General features: G+C 62.0%; 22 protein-coding genes and 1 pseudogene. 12 read left to right on the forward strand and 11 right to left on the reverse strand.

Annotated features, from left to right (window positions below; translation table 11 throughout):
• The first annotated feature begins 6 nt into the window (after window positions 1-6).
• The 6 genes from HDG34_RS21625 to HDG34_RS21650 all read left to right on the forward strand — a co-directional run bounded on the left by HDG34_RS21625 (window position 7) and on the right by HDG34_RS21650 (window position 4710).
• Window positions 7-900, forward strand: coding sequence for a hypothetical protein (locus HDG34_RS21625; RefSeq protein WP_184062102.1), 894 nt, complete (start codon window positions 7-9; stop codon window positions 898-900).
• 18 nt (window positions 901-918) lie between these two features.
• A complete protein-coding gene (locus HDG34_RS21630) occupies window positions 919-1284 on the forward strand; it encodes a copper resistance protein CopC (protein ID WP_184062103.1) in 366 nt (121 codons plus the stop codon).
• Window positions 1285-1286: 2 nt separating this feature from the next.
• Window positions 1287-2192 carry a CopD family protein gene (locus HDG34_RS21635; protein WP_184062104.1) on the forward strand — a complete coding sequence of 302 codons (906 nt, stop codon included), beginning with the start codon at window positions 1287-1289 and terminating at the stop codon, window positions 2190-2192.
• Between the two features lie 115 nt (window positions 2193-2307).
• Window positions 2308-2754, forward strand: a complete 447-nt coding sequence (locus HDG34_RS21640; RefSeq protein WP_244145121.1) for a copper chaperone PCu(A)C — start codon at window positions 2308-2310, stop codon at window positions 2752-2754.
• A gap of 466 nt (window positions 2755-3220) precedes the next feature.
• Window positions 3221-3490: a MoaD/ThiS family protein gene (locus HDG34_RS21645; protein ID WP_184062105.1), complete on the forward strand. Its 270-nt coding sequence runs from the start codon at window positions 3221-3223 to the stop codon at window positions 3488-3490.
• An 83-nt stretch (window positions 3491-3573) separates the two neighbouring features.
• Window positions 3574-4710 (forward strand): exo-alpha-sialidase, encoded by a 1137-nt coding sequence (locus HDG34_RS21650; protein ID WP_184062106.1) that lies wholly within the window; start codon window positions 3574-3576, stop codon window positions 4708-4710.
• Window positions 4711-4982: 272 nt separating this feature from the next.
• Here HDG34_RS21650 and HDG34_RS21655 read toward each other — a convergent pair whose 3' ends face one another.
• From HDG34_RS21655 to HDG34_RS21665, 3 genes and pseudogenes are all read right to left on the reverse strand, one after another.
• Window positions 4983-5306 (reverse strand): hypothetical protein, encoded by a 324-nt coding sequence (locus HDG34_RS21655; protein WP_184062107.1) that lies wholly within the window; start codon window positions 5304-5306, stop codon window positions 4983-4985.
• An 806-nt stretch (window positions 5307-6112) separates the two neighbouring features.
• Window positions 6113-6234 (reverse strand): annotated as a pseudogene (locus tag HDG34_RS21660) (IS5/IS1182 family transposase); the annotation flags it as partial.
• Complete coding sequence (locus HDG34_RS21665; protein ID WP_018421953.1) at window positions 6222-6854, reverse strand: TetR/AcrR family transcriptional regulator; 633 nt, start codon at window positions 6852-6854, stop codon at window positions 6222-6224. The pseudogene HDG34_RS21660 and the gene HDG34_RS21665, both read right to left, overlap by 13 nt.
• A gap of 285 nt (window positions 6855-7139) precedes the next feature.
• Here HDG34_RS21665 and HDG34_RS21670 point away from each other — a divergent pair, with 285 nt between their 5' ends.
• From HDG34_RS21670 to HDG34_RS21680, 3 genes are all read left to right on the forward strand, one after another.
• Complete coding sequence (locus tag HDG34_RS21670) at window positions 7140-8033, forward strand: NAD(P)/FAD-dependent oxidoreductase (RefSeq protein WP_184062108.1); 894 nt, start codon at window positions 7140-7142, stop codon at window positions 8031-8033.
• A gap of 89 nt (window positions 8034-8122) precedes the next feature.
• Window positions 8123-8986, forward strand: a complete 864-nt coding sequence (locus tag HDG34_RS21675; RefSeq protein ID WP_184062109.1) for a class I SAM-dependent methyltransferase — start codon at window positions 8123-8125, stop codon at window positions 8984-8986.
• A 282-nt stretch (window positions 8987-9268) separates the two neighbouring features.
• Window positions 9269-9664 (forward strand): VOC family protein, encoded by a 396-nt coding sequence (locus HDG34_RS21680; RefSeq protein WP_184062110.1) that lies wholly within the window; start codon window positions 9269-9271, stop codon window positions 9662-9664.
• A gap of 259 nt (window positions 9665-9923) precedes the next feature.
• Here HDG34_RS21680 and HDG34_RS21685 read toward each other — a convergent pair whose 3' ends face one another.
• The 7 genes from HDG34_RS21685 to HDG34_RS21715 form a co-directional block, all read right to left on the reverse strand.
• Complete coding sequence (locus tag HDG34_RS21685; RefSeq protein ID WP_184062171.1) at window positions 9924-10298, reverse strand: BON domain-containing protein; 375 nt, start codon at window positions 10296-10298, stop codon at window positions 9924-9926.
• A 124-nt stretch (window positions 10299-10422) separates the two neighbouring features.
• A complete protein-coding gene (locus HDG34_RS21690) occupies window positions 10423-11547 on the reverse strand; it encodes a porin (RefSeq protein ID WP_184062111.1) in 1125 nt (374 codons plus the stop codon).
• Window positions 11548-11638: 91 nt separating this feature from the next.
• A complete protein-coding gene (locus HDG34_RS21695; protein WP_184062112.1) occupies window positions 11639-13279 on the reverse strand; it encodes a 3-(methylthio)propionyl-CoA ligase in 1641 nt (546 codons plus the stop codon).
• A 227-nt stretch (window positions 13280-13506) separates the two neighbouring features.
• On the reverse strand, window positions 13507-14343 hold the full coding sequence (locus tag HDG34_RS21700) for an SDR family NAD(P)-dependent oxidoreductase (RefSeq protein ID WP_184062113.1): 837 nt from the start codon (window positions 14341-14343) through the stop codon (window positions 13507-13509).
• A 5-nt stretch (window positions 14344-14348) separates the two neighbouring features.
• Window positions 14349-15623 carry an MFS transporter gene (locus HDG34_RS21705; RefSeq protein ID WP_184062172.1) on the reverse strand — a complete coding sequence of 425 codons (1275 nt, stop codon included), beginning with the start codon at window positions 15621-15623 and terminating at the stop codon, window positions 14349-14351.
• A 77-nt stretch (window positions 15624-15700) separates the two neighbouring features.
• Window positions 15701-16756 (reverse strand): 3-keto-5-aminohexanoate cleavage protein, encoded by a 1056-nt coding sequence (locus tag HDG34_RS21710; RefSeq protein ID WP_184062114.1) that lies wholly within the window; start codon window positions 16754-16756, stop codon window positions 15701-15703.
• Between the two features lie 45 nt (window positions 16757-16801).
• Window positions 16802-17209, reverse strand: a complete 408-nt coding sequence (locus tag HDG34_RS21715) for a carboxymuconolactone decarboxylase family protein (RefSeq protein ID WP_184044320.1) — start codon at window positions 17207-17209, stop codon at window positions 16802-16804.
• 144 nt (window positions 17210-17353) lie between these two features.
• Here HDG34_RS21715 and HDG34_RS21720 point away from each other — a divergent pair, with 144 nt between their 5' ends.
• Window positions 17354-18388, forward strand: a complete 1035-nt coding sequence (locus HDG34_RS21720; RefSeq protein WP_184062115.1) for an AraC family transcriptional regulator — start codon at window positions 17354-17356, stop codon at window positions 18386-18388.
• Window positions 18389-18629: 241 nt separating this feature from the next.
• Here the strand turns inward: HDG34_RS21720 and HDG34_RS21725 are convergent, their stop codons facing one another.
• Window positions 18630-21035 (reverse strand): filamentous hemagglutinin N-terminal domain-containing protein, encoded by a 2406-nt coding sequence (locus HDG34_RS21725; protein WP_184062116.1) that lies wholly within the window; start codon window positions 21033-21035, stop codon window positions 18630-18632.
• A 417-nt stretch (window positions 21036-21452) separates the two neighbouring features.
• Between HDG34_RS21725 and HDG34_RS21730 the strand changes: the two genes are divergently transcribed.
• Window positions 21453-22274, forward strand: coding sequence for an ATP-binding cassette domain-containing protein (locus tag HDG34_RS21730; RefSeq protein ID WP_221309219.1), 822 nt, complete (start codon window positions 21453-21455; stop codon window positions 22272-22274).
• Window positions 22267-23307 (forward strand): ABC transporter permease, encoded by a 1041-nt coding sequence (locus tag HDG34_RS21735; protein WP_311734821.1) that lies wholly within the window; start codon window positions 22267-22269, stop codon window positions 23305-23307. Before HDG34_RS21730 ends, HDG34_RS21735 begins: the two co-directional genes overlap by 8 nt.
• Window positions 23308-23316: the final 9 nt, after the last annotated feature.

Raw genomic sequence — 23316 nt, forward strand, 5'->3', positions numbered from 1 at the left:
TGAAACATGAATGCCAATACCTTGCGCCATGGCAAACCCTTCTTCGCCACGGCATCGATCTCGTTCGCTGCAACTGCGCTCCTGCTCGCCTCATCGCCAGCCGCTGCCCATGCCATCGCGGGCGACCGCGTCTTTCCGTCAACGTTGGCTGTCGATGATCCAGGTGTCGGCGATGAAGCTAACTTCGAATACGGGCATCAGCGTGTTCCTGGAGACAACGGCGATCAAAGCATCAATACGTTCAGCTTCGAGTACGACAAGCTGATCACGTCAAGGCTTGCCCTGTCCGTCGACGGCGCTTACGTGATGCAGAACAATCCGACTGCGCACGGGTTCGATAACTTTGGAGTCGGCCTGAAGTATCTGCTGTATGTGAACGCCCCGCACGAATTCATGACTTCAGTCGGGGTGCATGCGGAATTGGGTGGAACCGGCAGCCACGCGATTGCGGACAGCTTTTCGACCATCTCGCCGACGATCTACGTGGGCAAGGGTATGGGCGATCTGCCTGACTCACTGGCCTATCTCCGACCCGTTGCCATTACCGCCGAAGCTGGGCCTTCGTTGACCACCGGGGCCGGTCAGCCCAATTCTTTCGACTACGGTTTCACGGTCCAGTACAGCCTGCCCTATCTGCAGCAGCAGGTGCATGATTTCGGCTTGCCGCAGCCGCTCTCGAACATTGTTCCCATCGTCGAGTTTCCGCTATCGCGAAGTCAGGGCCAAACCACTGGCACGATCAATCCGGGGTTCATCTGGATCAACCGCTATGGCCAGTTCGGTGTCGAAGCCCAGATACCAATCAACAGCGCGAGCGGTTCGCATGTGGGCATCCTGGTACAGGCCCATCTTTTCTTCGACGATATTGCGCCGAAAACGCTCGGCAAGCCGCTGTTCTAACGTGTAAGGAGTCCTCTCATGAAACTGCACACGATTGCACGCGCGGCCATCGCCGCGCTGATGATCGCCGGCTGCAATCTCGCGCAGGCGCACGCCTACCCGACCCAGGAGGCGCCGGGGGCCGGTGCGACCGTCACGACCTCGCAGAAGGACGTGGCGATCGATTTCGACGATGGTCTGGAGCCCGCCTTCAGCTCGATCGCCGTCACCGACTCGCGAGGCAAGTCCGTGACGAGCGGCAAAGCTGCGGTTGACCCGTCGAACAGGAAGCACATGTCGGTAGGGCTAAATCCCCTAGTGCCGGGCGCCTATACCGTCTCGTGGGTCGCCGTTGCCGACGACGGCCATCGCACCCAGGGGCATTACACGTTCACGGTGAAGTAACGGTGGATCCGCTCGTCGTCGCCCAGATTGCACTGGCCGCGATGCAGGACATTCTGTTTGCCGTCGCTACCGGCGCTCTTGCATGCGGCGTGCTGGGCGCGCGTAGCGGATTGCCTGGGCAAGACACGACGCGAGTCTGGCGGACCGTCGCGTCAGTCGCACTCGCTCTCACCGCCCTGGCGTACCTCTGGCTTCAGGCCGCAGTCATGAGCGGTTCGCCGCTCGGTGAAGCTGGTTCGGCTATCGCCCCAGTACTGACGCAGTCCCACTTCGGTAAGGCATGGTCGATCGGCGTTGCCGGCGCGCTGCTCGCGGCGTTGAGTGGCCTCAAGAAAGAGCGCGGCTCAGCGCTCTTTGCTGCGGGGTTCGTCCTGTGGGTCGCGGGCAAGGCAGCCGCGAGCCATGCGGCCGACTCCGGCGACTTCTCGTGGCGTGAGGCGATCCACGTCGTCCACCTTTCCGCGACTGCGCTTTGGGCCGGCAGTGTCATCGTCGCCGCGATCCTGCTGCGCCGGCTCGAACGCGAACCAGGCCGTCCGCCCGGCCGGAGGGCTGCGTTCTGCTCGGCGCTGTCTCATCTGGCGACGACTGCGCTCGTGTTTGTTCTCGTCACCGGTTTCTACAACGCCGTTCAGGACACGGCGCAGGCCAGCGCGCCGCTGCTGCGCACACACTGGGGCCGGTTGCTCGCCGCAAAGCTTGCATGTGTGGTCCTGGCGACATTGCTCGGCGGCTGGAACCGGATGGCGATTCTGCCCGATCTGCTCGTGCTTGCCGAGCGGAACGATCCGGATTACCCCGCCGCGCAACGCCGCTTCGACGGCGTTCTCTCTGTCGAAGCGCTCGTCATGCTAGCCGTACTTGCGCTGGCTGCGGTGCTGGGCCATACGTCGCCGACGGGCGGATAGCGGAGCGACCATGTAGACATGCGACCGATATGACGATCGAGCCTTGCCTCGGTGCCGCGACGTAGGTCTCACCGGCCCATCACATTTTCCTTAACGTAGAACAGGAGGTTATGCCATGCACCACCCCTTTTTCCGCCTGGCTATCGCGCTGCCGCTCGCGGCTGCTTCGCTAACCGCTTTCGCCGCTTCGTCGGGCGCCATGATGGTGTCCGACTGCTGGATCCGCTCGATGCCGGGCGACGTGCCGTCCGGAGGCTACTTCAAGCTGATGAACATGGGAGACAAGCCCGTCGATCTCGAAGGTGTTAGCACCGATGCGTTCGGGATGTCCATGCTGCATCAGACGCAGACTACCGGGAGCACGTCGAAGATGGTCATGGTCGACAAGGTGACCGTCCCGGCCAACGGGACACTCGCATTCGCGCCGGGCGGCTATCACGTGATGTTCGAGAAGGAAAAGAAGCCGCTGACGGTCGGTTCGACGGTTCCCGTCACGTTCAAATTCAGTGACGGGGAGAGTATCGTCGGGCAATGCGCGGTGAAGAGCGCAACCGGCCAGTAATGACGCTTGCAGGCTGCGCGAAATCGATCGCGAAATTTAAGGACCCGGGCTGCAACGGTTCGGGCGACCGGCAGACGTTTGTATCTGGTCAATGATGCTCGATGCGCTCGGCAATGTGAAATGATGCTGCGCCGTGGCGACGAGCGAAAAATGCGTGGGTTTAGCGCATCGCCACGCACGGAAATTGAACGTCGCTGTCCGAGGCGGAAGCCGGCCTTCGCGCGTTCTATGGGAAGGGCGGCTGTTGGCCGCGTGCCGCCTCATGTATTAGGCTGCGCAGCTTGAACCTCGCAAGGCTGCGCTCGGCGGCACGCGACCCCGAGCCGACTTTCGGACTCGCGACACCGCAACGGCCGCTTCGGAGGCGCAACCTGTCGTCTGTTGTATGGCGATGCCCCGAAGCACCCGGCGGATCGTCTAAACTGCAGAATCGACGAACAGGCCATTCCCGCTCGGCTACCCCGCCATGGCGCACATCTTCTTCGCTGCTTCGATTCAACGGCATATCGCAACGCCCGAGCGCGAGATCGACGCGCGCACGCTCGGCGAAGCACTGAAGGCCGTCTTCGCCGCGCAACCTCGACTGCGCGGCTACATCCTTGACGATCAGGGCTCACTGCGAAGACATCTCGCCGTGTTTGTCGACGGCCGGCCGGTGCGCGACCGACAACGTCTGTCCGATGCGCTCGGCGAGGAAAGCCGGGTTTACGTCATACAGGCGTTGTCGGGCGGATAAGAAGGTTCCACTCTTACTCGAGCTTTGCATGGGACCAGAGTAAGCGCTAAAGCGCCAACTCTGGTCGACAGGAGACACTCCACATGAGCGATCGATTGCTTGTTGCAACCCGCAAGGGATTGTTCGTTCTGCAAGCCGACGGCGAGGGCGGCTGGACGCTCGGTGAGCCGTATTTCGTCGGCGAGCCGGTGAGCATGGTGCTGCCTGATCCGCGCGACGGTTCGCTGTATGCCGCGCTCAATCTCGGCCACTTCGGCGTGAAGCTGCATCGCCGGCGCGCGGGCATAGAGGATTGGGAAGAGTGCGCGGTCCCCGTCTACCCGCCGCAGCCTGCCGACGAGACGCATGCCGGTGACGGCGCGGACAATGCGAGCGCGGCCGTGCCCAGCCCGCCGGCTCCTCCCTGGACGCTCCAGCAAATCTGGTCGCTTGAAACCGGCGGCCCGGACGAGCCGGGCGTCCTGTGGGCCGGCACGATTCCCGGCGGGCTCTTCCGTTCCGACGATGGCGGCGATACATGGCTGCTCAACCGGGCGCTGTGGGATCGCCCGGAGCGCCGAGAATGGTTCGGAGGCGGCTACGACGCGCCGGGCATCCATTCCGTGATGGTCGATCCGCGCGACAGCCGGCACGTGACGATCGGCGTGTCGTGTGGCGGCGTCTGGCAAACCGCCGACGGCGGCGCGACCTGGCGCGTTAGTGCCGAAGGCATGGAGGCCGACTACATGCCGCCGGAGCGGCGCGGCGATGCCAACGTGCAAGACCCGCACCGCGTCGTGCAATGCGCCGCAAATCCAGATGCGCTGTGGGCGCAGCATCACTGCGCGATCTTCCGCTCGACCGACGGCGCGGCGCACTGGCAGCGGATCGAAGCGCAGCCTTCGAGCTTCGGCTTCGCGGTTGCCGTGCATCCGCGCGAGCCGGACACCGCGTGGTTTGTGCCCGCCGTGAAAGACCAGTGCCGGACCCCGGTGGACGGCCAGTTCGTCGTCACGCGCACACGCGACGGCGGCCGCACGTTCGAGCGTTTCTCGAACGGGTTGCCGCCTGCACCGGCGTATGACCTCGTGTATCGGCACGGGCTCGCTGTAGATGACTCCGGCACGCGCCTCGCAATGGCGTCGACCACCGGCGCGCTATGGACGTCCGACGACGGCGGCGAAAGCTGGCATTTGATTTCAGCGCATTTGCCGCCTGCTTATTGTGTTCGGTTTGGATGAGGGCGCGGGGCGGGCTGGTGAGACATGAAACGCCTACATTGCCTTCATGCGCCGGACATAGCCTGAATGCGTGCATCGGCGTGATGGATCGATACTTCGAGCCGTACGCGCCGGCGAACCGCTTTGTGTAGCTCGGCTTGTCGCAAGAGACCTTTTGACACTTCGCCGAACCTCTGATCAGCACCAGCAGTCACGCGGACGCCCCTGCGCGAGAGACAGCTTTTGGCGAAGGACGCAGCTACTACAGCGTCAAGGCGCGCGAGTCTTCAGTGCTACTTTTCCGCCTTTTTCCCCTCGTCTGCTGTACGTAGTGCTGCGTTGGCTGTGACCAGCAGTTTCGCATCGTGGTCCTGGACTGCAGCGTCAACCGTGTCGAACGCTTTCTTCAGATCCTTTTGTGCCAGCTTTGTCGCGCTTCCATTTTCCAAAATGGTTTCGGCTTCCTTTCTCAGGCGCTTAACTAGTTTCGCGGCGCATCTGGTGTCGAGCGTCCCATTGATGACGAACTCACTGATGTAATTCGCCAGCGCGGCCAGCGTCGCAGCGGTCGACTCATTCGCGCCGCTCTTACCGCTCGCTTCGGACTTCTTGCTCATCAGGACTCTCCCGTTAGGACACGCTTCCGCGATGCAGGACCAACGCTACGCTCACGGTCGGTGTCGCATGAAATGGTGACAGACTTCGAGCGAAAATAAGACGGTTTTTTTGGATGAAGAGGCGCTGTCATATCGCAACGTTCGGATATCGGTCGATTGTTGCCGCGTGGGGCTATGGGCGCGGTACTGCGGGGTGAATTTTGGTTTGCTACAGAATTGCTACAACTGGAGTGAGCGGCTATATCTGGCGGGCCTTGGGTTTGTCATTCCACCCTCTGAACTATCGCCCACCTGAAGGGGCAAAGCAACTTTGAACGTCCCAGTTCCACTGGCGGATTCAACCGGTCGATGCAATAGTTCGATGGAACCGCTTGCCGGCCCGCAACGGAGGATCGTCGCAAGTCGACCCGTTGCAGCCGGTCGAGCAGTCTCTGTTCTAAGGGTAGGTATCGGAGTGGAACGGTCATTCCGTGCCGTCGCCTGGGGGACAAGTCATCGGCCTCTGCGGACGCTTAGACCCGTGAGTTGGTGAGGCGGCTTACGCCGTGCAAGGATGACGTCTTGCTCGACCCTCGAATTGCTCTCGAACTTAAGTTTGATTTCTCTATAAGCAATCAGCTTGTCGTTCACCAGATCGAAGGAAGCGCCCGCAAGGTTCGGGATGGTGTTCAGAACTCGTTTTGCCGCACTGAGCCATCCACATAGGGCCGATGCGGTGGAAGCGGTGCGGCACCTGGCTCGAATGCAGCGCTACGTTCGGCATAAGGAAGGCGCCGATTGCCTGCCCGCGCGGGCGGCTTTTGCGCTCATGCAGCGGCCTCGCGCATCAGTCGTTCGCGCGTCATCCACAGATTGCTTAGAGCGAACAGCGTGTGCAACTCTGCGGGTTCTTCATCAAGCCGCGATAGCGCACCTTTAGATGCCACCGTGCGCGGCGATGAACATGGCGACGGCCGACCGGCAATAGGATTCGATTTCGTTGTCATCCTCTGCTCTCGCCTCATCGAAGCGTGCGACAAGCAGAAGATCGGATCCTTTGAAAAGCGCGGCAAACAAGCGGGCGGATCGGAGAGCATCGGGTACGTTCAGAATCGCTTTCGCGTGCAACTGACGCAACACGGCCTCGATTTGGGCGATGACATGGGCGGGCCCGGCTTCGTAATGGAGCTTGCTTAACGACTTTTGATTCGTCTTGTCGGCCAAAACCATGGCTTCGACACTGCGGACGTCCGGGCTCAACAGCGTGCGAAGCAGGGATGATCCCACCGCCATGAGCTGATCTTCGGCTGAACCGTCGACGCTTTCAGAAAGGGCCTGGGGTGCAAATTGATGGCAGTGGGCCACCATGGCCGCGCTGAACAGCGCCTCCTTGTTCTCGAAGTGCCGATAGATGCTGAGCTTGGATATCTTCGCCCGCTGCGCGACCTTGTCCATGGTCGTCGCTTGAAAACCCAATTCCACAAAGAGTTCGCAGGCGGCGTCGACGATCGTTTGGCGAAGCGCCTCGTTGGCGGGCCGGCCGCGCCGGCTCTGGCTGTTTTCGGTCACAACAATTCCAGTACTTGACAGTATTCAAATTCTTGCACTACGATACCACGCAGTATCTTAAATGTGCAAGCCAAGGACAGGTTTCAACCAGTTGCCCAAATCAGGTTTCCCCGGGGCGCCTGGCGATATCGAATGCGGGATTGTGGGGCCGATCAATACAGCCATCAGCAACTTTCTCGCCAATGCCGAAGCCCTACTCGCTGACCGTCTCAAGCGCGTATCGCTGGACGATATTGCACACCACGCCCAGCCCACCCCTCCAATCACAACACGGAGCCCATCACCATGGATGACGTCATCATCGTCGGCGGCAGCTTTGCCGGCCTCGCCGCCGCCCTGCAGCTCGGCCGTGCCCGCCGCAAGGTCACGGTTCTCGATACCGGCCGGCCGCGCAACCGCTTTGCAGGCCACTCGCATGGCTTGCTCGGCCACGATCACAAGCCACCGCTGGACATCCTGGTCGAGGCGCGGCAGCAGTTGACGCGCTATCCAACGATCAGGCTGGTCAATGCCCGGGCCGAGAGCGTGTCTGGCGCCATCGACGATTTCTGCGTCGTCACTGACGATAACGAAAGCCTGAGGGCGCACCGCCTGATCCTGAGCTATGGCGTCGCCGACCAGATGCCTGATGTTCCGGGCTTTGCCGAAAGCTGGGGCACGTCCATCGTGCCCTGCCCCTATTGCGACGGCTTTGAAGTCGCCGGCCAGCATTGGGGCCTCGTCTGGTCCAGCCCGCAGTCGCACCAGTCTGCCAGGCTGTTCCGCGATTGGACGGACAAGCTGACTGTCTTCGCCGATGGTCATGACATTGCGCCCGATATCCAGGTCGATCTGGCGCGTCGCAACATACCTGTCGTCGATGGCCGGATCGTCGAGATCGCCCATCACAAGGGCCATATCAACACCGTCAATCTCGATACCCGCCGCAATGTCGCGGTCGACGTCCTGTTCGCCCATCCGCGCAACAAGCCGTCCGCACGCCTGCATGAATCACTGGGCCTCGCCACGGTCGATACGCCCACCGGCATCGTCCTCAAAGTCGACGAGCGCCGCCAAACCAGCATGCCCGGCATCTACGCCGCTGGCGACCTCGCCACGCCCTTCTTGCCCTCGGTCACCCAGGCTTCATCGCAGGGCGCGATGGCGGGTATCTTCGCCCAGCAGTCGATGGTGGTTTGAGAGCACAGATCCTTGTTGCGTCGTCGCCTTCGAAAAGGTTGGCGTAAATCGACGCGGCGAAAGGCGGATCGTCGAGTCAAGGAGATGACATGGCAAAGCAAAGTGCTGATCAGGTGGGTGACTGGAATGGTCAAAGCGGGGAGCGCTGGGTCGCCAACCAGGCCCGGCTCGACGCTCTGGTGGCGGTGTTCGGCCAGGCCGCGATCGAAGCCGCCGCGCCCGCGACGGGTGAGCGCGTGCTGGACATCGGCTGCGGCGCGGGTGCGTCAAGTCTGGCTCTGGCCGCTCGCGTCGGCGCGGGGGGCCAAGTGCTGGGCGTGGACATATCCGAACCGCTGATCGATCGAGCGCGCGCGCTTGCGCGCCACGATACGCCGGCCCTGTTTCAGGTGGCCGACGCCAGCAGCGCAGAGCTGCCCGAAGGCGCGTTCGACATTCTGTTCTCGCGTTTCGGCGTGATGTTTTTCCCCGATCCGACAGCGGCGTTCGCCCATATGCGACGCGCGCTCCGGCCGGGCGGCCGGGTCGCTTTCGTCTGCTGGCGCGGTGCGGCCGAGAACGATTGGATGCGACTGCCGGTGGGCGCGCTCAAGGACATCGTCCCGCCGAGCGCGCTCCCCGATCCCGAAGCGCCCGGCCCGTTTTCGTTCGGCGACCGGAAGCACGTGGCGCGCATCCTGACGGCGGCCGGTTTCACCGAAATCGTTATCTCGCCCTTCGACGCGGCCGTCCCATTCGGCGAGGGCGAAACGCGGGACGCGGCGATCGACGACGCAGTGAGGATGACGCTTGAGGTCGGCCCGCTGTCGCGTGCGCTCGCTGGTCAGCCCGACGACATCCGCGCCCGTGCCTCCGCCGCAGTTCGTGCCGCCTTCGCGAGCCTCCCCGGCGAGGGGTCGGTGATGATCAACGGCGCGGCATGGGTCGTCATGGCACGAAATCCGGCAAGCTGACAGGGATTAACAGGGGAGATGCCTCCGCTCGGTGGAACAGGGCGTCTTTGGCCAGCCAGATTGATGTCCCTTCTGGCCGCTGAACGAGCGCTCGCCTTGCGACAATCAGATGGCCGGTTGCGAAGCAGAGCCGACGCCTGAGCGGCCTTCCGGCGGCGCATGTGACCGGCAGTTTGTGGCCGAACCGAGCCAGATGCCGATTCGCCCGAGTTCGCCCCCCTTTGCGGCCATCCGGCGCCCGGAGGACAATGCCCTTGCGAATCTCTTCCGAGGCTGCCCAACATGGCTAAATTTCAGCCCGATGGATGGCGTACCGTCACGCCCCGAATCGTCGTACGGGATCCGGAAAACCTGATCACATTCATCAAGATGGTGTTTCAGGCACAGGGCGAATTCCGTCACGGGCGGCCTGCCGAACTCATGATCGGCGATTCCGTCGTGATGGTTAGCGGCGCAGACGGCCTTCGCGATCCGATGCCGGCATTTCTGTATGTCTACGTCGAGGACGCCGATTCGACCTACCAGCGAGCGATTGCGGCGAATGCGATCTCACTCGAAGTTCCGACCGACATGCCATACGGCGACAGGCGAGCAATGGTAAGAGATCCGTGGGGAAACACATGGCAGATTGCCACACATCAGCGCGACCTCTGTACTGCCGAGATTCGTTCAAGGTAGGACGTTACCGACAGCAGCACTTTTCTGTCGGTTCGTCTATTCGCTAAAGCTCAAGAACGGTGCGGCACGCTCGGTCGACGTTGGGTGTTTTGCCTCCCGACGAATGCCGTCACCCCTTCGACGAAACCGGGCTCATCTGCGCAATCGATCCATTTGCGCCGTCCGCCAACCAGATGCGCCGGCGGACTGACGTCGTAGGCAGAGCGGTGTCGCTTCGGTGCAAGCCTGGCAGCGGTCCGGACTTACTTAGGATGACAACTTACTGGCCGAATACGCGTTTGAGTGTCAGATTGTTTTTCACGGTTGTCACGCCCGGCACGGCTTCGGCAACCCCGGCCGCCCTGTCGATCTGCGCTGCATCGGGCACCGTGCCAAACAGCGTCACCGCGCCACCTCTCGCACGGACACTGATGTTTGAAGCACTGATCTCCTTGTCCTTCATGAGCGCAGCGCGTACCTTCCTGCCGAGCGCGCGATCAGCCTGTCTGGAACTCGTCGAAGCGCCGCTGCCCGGCGACGCCATGACGGTTGACGCTGGCCCACTGCCCGATTCGCCAGGCTGGGACCATGCATTGATCCATGTCGTCACGATCAGTGCGCCGACCGCCAGTTTGAGTGCCCTGATTACCTTCATTGCTTTCTCCAATCTTCCTGAGTCTTGTGGGATCCCCGTTGGAATCGCTGTTCTGCTACCGCGGGGCGAGCCGGCACGCTTCACCGGCCAGAGGTCTTCATTTCGAGCTCAATACGGAGGATCCCTAGAAGTAGTGGCGTATCCCGAGCATGACCGCCGTCGTCCCGAGGCCAGGCGCCACGGGCTGGCCGTACGTAATCGTCTGCGTCATATCTCCGTGGTTGTTCACCCAACCCACCTGGCCATAGAGCAAAGTGGCCTTGGACAGACTGTATTCGGCGCCTCCGGCGACCTCGAGCGATTTGTTGGCCGAATTGTTCGCGTCCTTCAGGTAATACACGCCACTGGTGAGCTTGAATGCCGGTGAGAACTGATAGCCGAGGCCGGCCGAATACAGGTCGAGGTTGACCAGATTCGCGTGCGCCGGATTCCTGCCGTTGGTATATGACGCGGACATGGAGAAGGCGTGATAGGTGTACAGCGCCCCGAGGTAGTAGAGGCGGTTGTTGGCGAGTCCGGTGGGCACCGTCGTCGGTCCGGGATTGGTGTCGTGACCGTTGTAGTAGACGGCTCTCAGATTGAGGCCATAGTTCGAGTATTTGAGCACGGCGGACTCGCGCGTGCCGCCCTGGAAGCTGCCTGCCACACCGCCGGGCGCATATTCGAGCGCTGCGGACACGCCGGCGAATGTCGGCGACTCGTAGACGATCGCATTGCTGTCGTACAGCGCGCCGATCGGTCCATTGGTGCTGGTGCCGGACCAGCCGGCGGCCTGGTTCATGCCCAGCCATGCCGTCAGGATGCTGCCGAAATACTGGCCCGCCCGCACGTCGGTATCGGCCATCGCGTAGGCCATCGGCACGATCTGGCGACCGGCGTTTACCGTGCCGAACGGTCCCGACACGCCGACCGTTGCGAACTGGTTGAACTGCGCCACCGCGCCCGGCGTATCCGCCAGGCCGAACTTGCCGGTGCCGCTGTCGAACGATCCCTGCAGCTTGAAGTTGACGTGATAGCCGCCGCCGATATCCTCGGTCCCCTTCATGCCCCAGATGCTCGAGTAGATCCCGCCGTCCTTGTAGCGATAGACCTTGCCCAGATTCTTCGCCGTCGGGCTGAACGAGGCCGCCGAGGTACTTTGATATAGCAGACCGGAATCCACGACGCCGTACAGCGTCACCGACGACTGCGCATAGGCCGGACTTCCAAGGACGGCCACCGCGGCCGCAGCTACCCATTTCAGTTTCATTGCGTCTCCAGTTTTGTAGCTTTAATCCACCCGTAACGACGTACGTTCAAGACGTACGTTCAATACTCAACACGCCAGGCCACCTGCTTCCTTAAGTCGGCAACAGATAGTCCTGAAACGCTTCGCGCAGCTGGTTCTTCAGCACCTTGCCGGTAGCGCCAAGCGGCACCGCATCGACAAATACGACTGCATCCGGCGTCCACCATTTCGCGATCTTTCCTTCGAAGAACGCCAGCAATTCTTCGGCTGTCACCTGTGCACCGGGCTGTTTCACTGCGACAAGCAATGGCCGCTCGTCCCACTTCATATGCTTCGCCGCAATGCAGGCCGCGCTCGCTATCGCGGGATGCGCGGCTGCGAGGTTTTCGATCTCGATCGAGCTGATCCACTCGCCGCCGGACTTGATCACGTCCTTGCTGCGATCGGTGATCTGCATGAAGCCGTCGGCGTCGATGGTCGCGATATCGCCGGTCGGGAACCAGCCATGCGCGTCGGCATCGATCCGCAGCGGGTTGCCACCTTCATTGCGGAAGTAGTTGCGCACCACCCATGGGCCACGCACCAGCAGATCGCCCGAGCTCACGCCGTCCCATGGCAGTTCCTCGCCGTTCTCACCGAGGATCTTCATATCGACGCCAAATACCGCGCGCCCCTGTTTGGATTGCAGGGCGCAACGGTCTTCCGGACCCATTGCGAGGTGCCTTGCTTTCAACGCGCCGATGGTCCCGAGCGGACTCAGTTCGGTCATGCCCCATGCGTGCAGGACCTCCACGCCGTACCCATCCTGGAACGTGTGAAGCATTGCGGGCGGGCAGGCTGCGCCGCCAATGACGGTGCGCTTCAGGGTCGAGAAGTTCAGGCCACCTTGCTCGAGCCAGGTCAGCAGGCCTTGCCATACTGTCGGCACGCCAGCCGCGAAGGTGACCTGCTCGGCTTCGACGAGCTCGTAGAGCGCTTGGCCGTCCAACCCGGGGCCGGGGAAAACCAGCTTGGCCCCGACCATGCACGCGACATACGGAATGCCCCACGCATTGACATGGAACATCGGCACGACCGGCAGGATCACGTCGCGCGCCGAGCAGTTCAGCGCATCCGGCAGTGCGGCAGCGAACGTGTGAAGCAGCGACGAGCGATGCGAGTAGAGGACGCCCTTCGGGTTGCCGGTGGTACCGGACGTGTAGCACAGCGCACAGGCGGTATCCTCGTCAAAATTCGGCCACACGTAGGTCGACGAGCTGCGCTCGAGCAGATCTTCGTAGCACAGCAGGTTGGCAATGCCGGTATCCAGCGGCATATGCGCGCGATCGGTCATCGCGACAAACGCCTTGACAGTCTTGCAGCGGCCGGCAATGGCCTTGACCAGCGGCAGGAACGTCAGATCGAAGAACAGGACCTGATCTTCCGCATGGTCGACGATGTAGGCGATCTGGTCTGCGTGCAGGCGCGGATTGATCGTATGCATCACTGCGCCCATGCCGGATATGCCGTAGTACAGCTCCATGTGGCGATAACCGTTCCAGGCGAGGGTGCCGACACGGTCGGACGGCCTGATGCCCAGACTCGTGAGCGCATTGGCCATCTGTCGCGCGCGCCGGTGACAGTCGCGGAAGGTGTAGCGATGGATGTCACCCTCTACCCGCCGCGACACGATCTCCGTATCCCCATGATGGCGATCGGCATGCACGATCAGCGAGGAAATCAGCAACTGCTTTTGCAGCATCAAACCGTTCATTTCGTCCGTCCATTCTTTAATGCAAAGTCACGAGCCGACATCGCCCGCGGCAGCATTCGGGCCATTGAGCGCCTGCGGTCGTTTACCGGTCAGTCGTCTTTTGTGAAAGACCGATCTCCAGAAACGCTCACAATCCTATTTGCACAACTGATTGTTATGGCTGATCCTGAAGAGGTCGATGCAAGGATTTGCAGGCGTGATCGCTTCAGGTCACGCGGCGCACCCGGTCATATCACCACGCCGCCATTCGGGCTGATCACCTGGCCGACCAGGTAGTGGTCGCCGGCCAGATAGGTCACCGTCGAGGCGTATTCCTTCATCGTGCCCAGGCGTCCGGCTGGCACCACTTGCCAGAACTGGTTGCGCTTTTCCTCACCGGCGGCCTCGAAGTATTCCGTGAATTCGGGAGTGGCCACACCCCCTGGCGCCATCGCGTTGACGAAGATATTGGCACCCGCGACTTCGGCTGCGACCGACTTCGTGAAGGCAACCACCGCGCCCTTGGTGGCGCTGTAGTGCGGGCTATGGGCGCTCATGGCCGAGATGCCCGCAATCGACGCGATGTTGATGATCCTGCCGTCGCGCTGCGGCTGCATCAGCCTGAGCGCTTCGCGGGTGCAGTAAAAGAGGCCGTGCACGTTGACGTCCCAGTAACGATGCCACTCCTCGTCGCTGATGCTGCTGGTGAAAGCCAGCGATTGCCGCTGCACGGGCGTGGTGAGATAGGCGTAATGCCTGTTGCGGCGCGCCGTATCGATCGGCGTGTTCGGCACGAGCGCGGCGTTGTTGACGAGAATGTGCAACGTCCCGAAGCGCTCGACGATCGCGGCGAACAGGTTGGCGACTTCGCTGCTGGACGAGACGTCGCAGCGCAGCGCCAGACACGGTGCGCCGGCCGCTTGCACGGCAGCGCGCGTTTCTTCGAGAGCCGGCATGTCAATGTCGCAGATCGCGATCCGTGCACCGGCGCGGGCCAGATCCACGGCGATGGCACCGCCCATCCCGCGACCGGCACCGGTGACGAGGGCGACGCGCCCTTCCAGATTCCGACGTTGGTCTTGCATGTCCATTACCTCGCAGGTTGTATGTTTTGCAGCGCGAGCGCACGCTGCCTGCGCGAGGCGCGCGCCGCGAGGGCGAAAAACAGCGCCGAACTGATCGTCAGCACGTCAGTGGCGATCAGGACACCCGTCAGCGGAGCGGTGGCGCCAGCCTTGATGAAATGGTCGGCGGCCATCCCGATGACCACGGTGCCGATGGCAAGGGCGAATACGTTGATCGACAGCATCGTGAAACCGAAGATCGTCGAGCGCATCTTCTGGGGTGCCATGCTCATGATCGCCGCCGCCCCCGGGCCGTACACCGCCAGCGGCAGGAAGAATCCCGCGCACATGCCGATGTAGAACAGCGGCGAACTGACCGGGACGAAACGGCAGGCCAGCATCAACGGCGCGCAGATCACGACAAGGAGCGCCATGAAGCTGGCGTGTCCGCCGCGCAGTTTGCTCGCCACACGATCGCCCATGACGCCACCCATCACCGCGCCCAGCGTGCCGAACACCAGTTGTAGCGCGCCGATCCTGGTGGCAATGCCAGCCGCGTTCATGCCGCGCTCGTTGACGAGCCACAACTGCGAGAAGGAAAAGCTGGCAAAAACGAGGTGCACCAGTACGAAACCAACGATCACGAAGCCCAGCGCACGGTTGCTGCCGACGGTGCGCAACACCGCGAGCGCCTGGGCTACGAACGGTGCGCCGCGTTCCTGCGGTGCGAGCTGGCTACGGTCTTCCTTGAGCAGCGCGAGCGGCAAGGCAACGGCGACGCCGACGATGCCAAGGACATAGAACGTGGTCCGCCAGCCATGCGTGGCGCCAAAGCTGCCGGCGAGCAGGAAACTGCAGCCGACGCCCATGGGTATCCCCATGAAGAACAGCCCCATTGCCGTGCCTCGTCGCTTCTCCGAGAAGAGTTCAGCCAGCAGGGCCACCGCGGCAGGTACCAGCGCCGCCTCGCCGCTGGCAACGAAAAAGCGCGCCACCACCATCTGCTCAAAGCTCTGGGCATGGCCCGAGGCCAGCGTGCAGGCGCTCCAGATCAGCACGCCGGCGGCGATGACCCGGGTGCGGCTGAAGCGGTCCGCAAGGGTGCCCATGAACATCGCCATCACGCCGAAGCTCAGCACCCATACCGCGCCGACCAGAAAGCCGTATTGCGTGTTGCTGAGCGCCAGGTCTTTAATGATCTGCGGCGAGAAACCGAGCAGCATATTGCGGTCGATGTGTGCCAGCAAGTGGATCACCAGTAGCGATGCCAGAACCGCAGAGGGGCTTTTCTTCCAGAACATCATCTGTCTCCATGCCTGAGAGGTTCAGAGCGAGGCGGAACGCGATACGCTGCCGCGTTGCGCCCCGTTATCCCCGCTCACGCGACCTTGCGTGCCGGCACGTCGCGCCGGCCGGGCGTGCGATTAGGTACCATGCGCAGGTTGTCCAGCGTCTCGTCGACCGAACCCCACTGGGTGCCGATCTGATAGATGCGGTGGGCATCCTCGCCGCTCGCGATGTCGCGATTGAGCTCGCGCGCAATGCGCACCATCTGCTCGATCTGCTGCACTGAAGTCGCCCGCTCGCCGTTCGGGCCGAACAGCGTGTCTTCGATACCGACCCGTACATGCAGGCCCAGCGCAATCGCCAGCGTATTCATCGGCACCACGTTCCGGTTCAGCGTTTCGAACGTAAGCACCGCGCCCTCCGGGGTGCGGCGGGCAAACTCGATCATGTCGGCGGGATGCAACCCGGCCGCGCCGCCGCCAATTGCCACGTAATTGATATTCAGCGGACCGCTATACGCACCGTTGCGAATAAGACGCTCGACCGTTTCGAGTTGCGTCAGATTCCCCAGCATGAACTGCGGCTGGATGCCGTTGGCGACGAGACGCCTGATGTGTTCGACGTGCCATGAGGGATTGGACGGCACGATCATGTCGCGATAGGCAGCCTGCAGCGCCGGGTTCATGAGCGAGGTACCCGCGATGTCGGCCTCGGTCATCAACTCCATCACGTTCATCTGGCTGGTGTTGATTGCGACGGTGACCTGATCCGGACGGGGGTTCAACTCCGCGAGCATGTGACGTGTGTCATCGTTTTGCCATTGGGCCGCTTCGCCTTCATTCTCCGGCGCGAATGAGATCGAGCCGCCGACCTGCAGCACCATCTTCGGCACAGCATCGCGCAGACGGGCAAGCATGTCGTTGAACTTCGACAGACGCTTGCTGCCCTTGCCGTCCTCCTCGCGCACGTGCACGTGCAGCACGGTCGCGCCTGCGTTGTAGCAGTCGACGGCCTTCTGCACCTGCTCGTCCATCGTGACCGGGATATCGTCCGAATCGCCGGGGATCCATTGCGGCCCATAGGGCGCCACCTGGATCACGAGTTTTTCCTGGTTTTCAGGCAGCAGGGAGTCGTCAAGGAAATGCATGGTCTGTGTTCCTCTTTGAAAATTAATGAAGTGACGGCGCTGACGTCAGGCAACGGCCTGCGCAGCGTCGACGTTTGCCTTCTCGAAGGCGGCCAGTTCTTCCAGCAGGATCGGCGCGCCGAGACTGGAGGAATGAATGCCAAGGACGCTAACCGCCTGTAAGACCGCAGCGATTTCTTCCCTGGTGGCGCCCAGTTCGAGCGCGCGGCGGATGTGACGGCGTGTGCCCGGCGCATACATATGAGTGCAGGACGCGTCGACCGCGATGGCGAGGAACTCGAACACCTTCGGTTCCAGCACACCCGACATCACGGTGTGCATGCCCATCGCCATGAATTTCTCGGCCCAGACAGGATCGAGTTCTGCAATCGCATCCCAGGCGGGATTCCAGTTGCCGGTTGCGCGCAGCTGATCGCAGACCGGGGTCGCGCTGCGGCTCGTCTCATTGCTCATTGTTTCGCCTCCTCTCGAACTTCTCGAATTTCCGTACGCGTTGGTCATTACGCGTCTCTGGAGGCAAGTATCGGACTACTGGCAAATAGCGGTTTGACAAATTGAGGCAAAAAATTTACATTTTGATGCACGAGGGAAAACCATATGTCCTATCTGCTTCGCAGTGCCTCCCTGACCAGTTACGTCGAAGTGGCCCGATCGGTGGGCCTTGATCCTTACCAGCAGTTAAGTGATGCCGGCATTGACCGTTCCGCGTTGCTGAACCCCGACATCATGATTCCGGCCGAGGCAGTGGCGCGGTTGCTGGAAACCTCCGCCCGGGCCGCTGCCGTCGAGGATTTCGCGCTGCGCATGGCCGAGACCCGCCACCTGTCCAACCTTGGCCCTCTCGGTTTTGCGATGCGGGAACAGCCGACGTTGCGCCGCGCCCTCGAATCGATGGCGCACTATCTGCGCCTGCAGAACGAGGCGGTGGTGATGCGCGTCGAGGAGACGGCAGGACTCGCCATCATCCGCGAAGACCTCATGGGCGGCATGCCTGGCTCGATGCGCCAGGCAACGGAGTTGATACTGGGCGTCCTGTACCGGACACTGGGCCTGGTGCTGGGCGCCGCCTGGAAGCCGCGCACCATCTGTCTCACGTACAGCGCTCCAGCCAGCCTCGCCATGCATGCGCGTGTATTTGGCGCGCCCGTTGAGTTCAATCAGGATTTCGACGGCATCGTGTGCCTCGCAGCGGATCTCGACGCCGCGATTCCAGCTTACGATCCGGTCATGGCGCAGCAGGTGCGCCAGTATCTGGATTCGATGCTGCTTCAGTCCAACGCAACCATGTCCGACAAGGTCAGGAAACTGGTCATTGCGCTTTTGCCGTCTGGCACCTGCTCGGCCGACCGGATCGCGCAGCATCTGGGCGTGGATCGCACGACCGTGAATCGCCACCTCGCCCGTCAGGGTGGCAGCTTTCTGTCGATTGTCGATGCGGTGCGGGTTGAACAGGTGATGCGGTATGTCAGTAGCGGCGACCGGCCGCTGTCTGAAGTGGCTACGCTGGTAGGCTTCTCATCGCTGAGCGCGTTTTCCCGCTGGTTCAACGGCCGCTTCGGCTGCAGCGTTTCGACGTGGCGCCGCAAAAATGCACAACGAAGTGCTGGGGCCCGCGATGCATCGCCTGGCTAGCCAGCGCGTTGGGCCGCTGATTCTCTACCCTTGCGCCCCAGTGCCAGCGATCGTGACTATCGTTTGCGATTGCGCCCATGCCGCACAGGGCACGGCCAGAAGGATGATCCAGGCAGACTGGATAAGCCTCGCGCGAATGGAGCAATTCATCGCCGACCTCCCGGAGTTGTCCCGCCCAAATGATTTTCACGACAGCATCTGCGTCGTGTCGAGTTCCCTCTTGCCGACAAGCCTTCGCCATCTACTGACCCAGTTGCCACCGCAGCACGGGGTGCGTTGCTCCGGCGGGCATGGCCCATACCCCGCCAGGTCCGAAGTCGTATGTGGGACCGAAGCTGACGGGGTTGCTCATCTGAGCGGTGGTCAGGCCCTGGGCGTTGCCAACCTGGGCGCCATTAGCCACACTCACTACAGCGACGGTGGCACCGGTCGTCTGTGTATTCCAGAACACGTCGCTGCTTATGGTCACTGGCCCGTAGTTGAAGCCCGCGATGCCACCTCCGCCTCCCTGCCCTTGAACGCTGCCAGTGGCAAATGATTGCTCAATACTGCTATATAGATTCACTCCCACTAGCGCTCCCGCGGCTGCATCAGTCGCGCTGACAGCACCCGTCGCGTACGACTGCGTGATCGTTCCTGCGTTTTGACCGGCCAGCCCGCCGGCATAGGCCGAAGTGCCCTCAACGCTCCCCGATGCGAAAGACTGCCTGATGACTCCCCCGTTGTAGCCGACGAGTCCACCATCGGAGAAACCTTGAGACGACGACACGTCAGCATTGCTGGAGGACCGTGTGATAGTGCCATCGGACCAGCCAACGAGGCCGCCCGCCTCTTGAGCGTTCTCGACCGCGACCGTACCACTGGTGTGGACGGACGCAATGGTGCTGGTGTTGAGCCCAGTATCCAACAGGCCGGCCAGAATCCCATAGTAGCCGGCGTTAGCCGTGCCACTGACCTCGCCTTGCACCGTCAGATCGCGTACGACACCGCCAGATCCTATGGCGGAAAACAAACCTACGCCCGGGTCGATGTCCGACGGTGATGCCTGAATCTTGAGGTTGGATATCGTATGGCCCATGCCATCGAACTGTCCGGTGAAAGGACTCGCTGGGAAAGCGCCAATCGGCGCATTGAACGTGCCCGACGGCGGCGTTGCATCCACGTCCTTGCCTAGCGCGTAGATGCCCGAAAGGTCCTGGTTGATTTTCTGGAGATCGGCGAGAGAGTTGATAAGTTCATAGGCAGTCGACTGCGTGACGAGACCGCTGTCAGGTGGCGCCGTCCACGCCTGATTCAACAGAATGGTTCCCGCGCTGTAGTTGCCCCCGATGTCGTACAGCGCACTGACGATACCCGTGCTCGCCGACCAGTCGATGATGCCGTTATTCGCGATGCTGCCTCCATTGTCGCTGCCCGTTGCGTCAGCGCGCACGGTCAGATTGCCGGTACCGCGGTTCGCTATCGTCGTGCCCGTCGTCACTGAGACGTTGTGGTACGCGGCAAGCGTCAGCGAAGCCGCTCCCTCCCAGATAAGGCTGGATGCAATGCTCAGGTCGCCCGTTGCGCCATTGACGCCCGTCGTCGTGACCGCGACCGATGTGCCCGAATTCAGGCTCTGCTGCAACGCTCGGGTGGCCGCACTATCGATTGTGAATGTGGGTATCAACAGGTTCCATTGGCCCGCGTGAACGGCTGCATGCCTGCCGAATGCGAGTTGTGCCGCTTGCGTGTCGACCGTTCCGCCGCTGCCATCCGCGTTGCTCGCGGAGATCTTGCCGAGTTGACTGACACGGCCGCCATCGGCGACGAGCCACACGTGACCGTCACGATCCGCCGTGCCCGTCGCGCGGATGCGCGTGCCGCCGCCAGCAAGCGCATAGACGTTCCCATCGGCGGCCTGCAGGCTGACCTGCGCGGCGTTTATGCGCCCTTTGTTGACCACGGTACCCTGGCCGCCCGTCTGCACGAACACCTGTCTGCTGCTGCCCGAGTCCTGTAACAACACCTGTTCGCCTGCAGCCAGTTCGGCCGTACCGTTGGGCGCTGTGATAGTGCCCGCGTTGATCACGGCGTGTCGCGCAATCAGGAACACATCGCCGCTGCTCGAACTGATCTTGCCGAGGTTGATCACGCTTGCGTTCGGGTCGCCCGACAACGTAAGGGAACCACCGCCCTGCATGAACGCGTCGTTGCAGACATCAAGCGTTGACGCGACGAAACGGCCACCGGTGCTGATCACGCCCGATGGCCCCACGACGATGCCTTGCGGATTGATCACATACAGACTCCCCGTTGCACTGAGCCTGCCGAAGATGGCGGACGGCGAGCCGCCCGTCACGCGGTTCAGCGTCGCGCCCGAGCCGTTGTCGAACGTCACGCTGTTGTTCCTGCCGATCGAAAAACTGTTCCACTCGATCACGCCGCGCGTCGAACCCGGTTGCGTGATCACGAGGCCGTTGGCCTGGCTTGCTATTGCGCCCGTGCCGGCCACGTAAGTGCCGCCTTGTGGAAGTTTGCCCGCCGCGAGCGTCGCATGGGCAAAGCACAGTCCGGTGAGCGCGCTGCCGATGACGAGCCACCGGCGTCCGGCTGACTGCCGACGACGCAGTGCGCGTCGCGCGGGCCGAGGTAGTTCTGGACGTGACATACACCCCCCTTTCCGCGTGGGGCGCGGAATGGCTGACGACGACCCGCAGAGCCGGCCTGAAACGCGTTAGTCGTAGTGTCTGAAGAATAGCCGCTGGAGTGGCGGATGCATGCCGATACCTCTGCTTTTTGCGCCTTTTTGACCGGGCGTTTGTGGCCGCTCGTCCTGTGGGGACCCTTCTGACGCGCTTCTTCTATCGCTCAGGTTGTGCGTTGTTCAAGTGCCCAAGACTAATATTTTCCCGATGAAATATGAGCGGTCTCGTAAGCGATTCTTGAACTGGACTCTAAGGCTTGCTAAATTTCAGGGACATTTCCAATGTAAGTTGATGCGGCGATCGATAAGCAAAGGGGAAAGATCTATGGCTGTCGTCGTTCACAACATCGCTGTGGGTCATTCGAGCTGGAGCGTGGCGTGATGCCGAACCAGGCAGCGCCCGGTACGTGCGCCTATCAGCATATCGTGCGCGCCCAAGGTATCAGCCTGTCCTACGGCAAGATACGGGCGCTGTCCGGCATCGATCTGGCCATTGGGCGGAACGAGATCGTCGGCCTGATCGGTGATAACGGCGCGGGTAAGTCGACGCTCATCAAGGTACTGACTGGTGTCGTGCGGCCGAGCACCGGCAAGCTGTTCATCCGGGACAAGGAGGTCGACTGGAACCGCTTTTCGGTGCGCGAGGCGCACCGACTGCGCTTCGAGACGGTCTATCAGGAAAAATCGCTGGGCGAGAAGCAGCCGCTGTGGCGTAATTTTTTTGTCGGCCGGCAGATCACCAACCGGTTCGGCTTCATCAAAGTTGCCGAACAGCGGCGCATTGCCAACGATATTTTGAAGCGCCAGCTCGGTTTCCGCGGCGTGGGGATCGACGCGGATTCGCTGATTGCGAAACTCTCCGGTGGCGAGCGCCAGGGCATCGCGATCGGACGGGCGATGTATTTCGACAGCGATCTGATCATTCTCGATGAACCAACGGTTGCGCTTGCCATTAGCGAGGTACGTAAGGTTCTCGACTTCGTCCGGTCGATCAAGGAGTCCGGCCGCGCCTGCATCTACATCGAACATAACCTCGCCCATGTGCACGAGCTCGCCGATCGGCTCGTCGTGCTCGATCGTGGCCGGATCGTCGCGGATATGAAGTCGGGTGAGATGAGCCTCGAGGAACTCACCCGGTTCTTGATTTCGCTACAGCAGAGCGGGCACGGGCCGGCGCTGGCTGCGGGGCAAGGACGTGAGTGATCCGATAAAAGACGAACAGCCGGCGCGGCTGGTGCGTTTTCGCCTGCCGGATTTTGCACGCATAGAGGGAGTGCCGAGCCTGGTCGTGTTCGCGTTGGTGGTCGGCCTGTTCATGGCAACCGCACCGCGCGTCTTTTTAGGCTGGCCAATCTACTTCTCCTTCCTGACCACCGTGCCACCGCTGGCGGTGTTGGCGATCGGGCTCACTCTGGTGGTTGCGGCGGGGGAAATTGATCTGTCCTTCCCCTCCGTGATGGCATTCTCGGGCTTCCTGTTCGCCTGGTGCGTGAACACCACCGGATCAGCCTGGTTAGCCGGGATCGCGGCATTGGCGGGCGGCGCGCTGGTCGGCGTGGTGAACGGGGTGCTGGTCGCGGTGGTCGGTGTGCCTTCGATCATCGTGACAATCGGCACGCAGTTCCTCTGGGCTGGGGTTGCTTCGATCCTGTCCGGCGGGCTCTCCAATGCGCTACAGGAGCTCGCCAACGGTTCAGCCTATGCAGTATTCGCGGGCACGTTGTTCGGTGTGATCCCGATGCAAGCGCTCTGGGCGCTCGGGCTCGCAGTGTTCATGTGGTTCATCCTCAATCGTCACCGTTTTGGCGAGCACCTGCTGTTCATCGGAGACAACCGAAACGTGGCGAAGGTCGTGGGCATCAATGTCGTGCGTGAGACGGTGAAATTGTTCACGCTGATGGGTGTGCTGGCCGGTTTCGCCACGGTGCTGCTCACGCTCGAGAATCTGAACTATTTTTCAACCCAGGGGCAGGGCTATCTGCTGCCGGCGCTGGCCGGCGTGTTCATCGGCGGAACCTCGGTGTTTGGTGGCACGGCGACGATCGTGGGTACCTTCTTCGGCACTTTCGTGATAGGCATGCTGGAGGCCGGAATTGTTGCGACAGGTATCGCCGGCTTCTGGGTACAGGCGATCGAAGGGGTGGTGTTCATCGTCGCTGTGACGCTGCATCTGTTGGTAGAGAATCCCGCCAAGCTGCGCGTGTTGCGCGAAAGATTCAGGCTTGGGGGGCGATAAAGCCGTTAA

Source organism: Paraburkholderia sp. HC6.4b (genome assembly GCF_014200875.1).
GTDB lineage: Bacteria > Pseudomonadota > Gammaproteobacteria > Burkholderiales > Burkholderiaceae > Paraburkholderia > Paraburkholderia tuberum.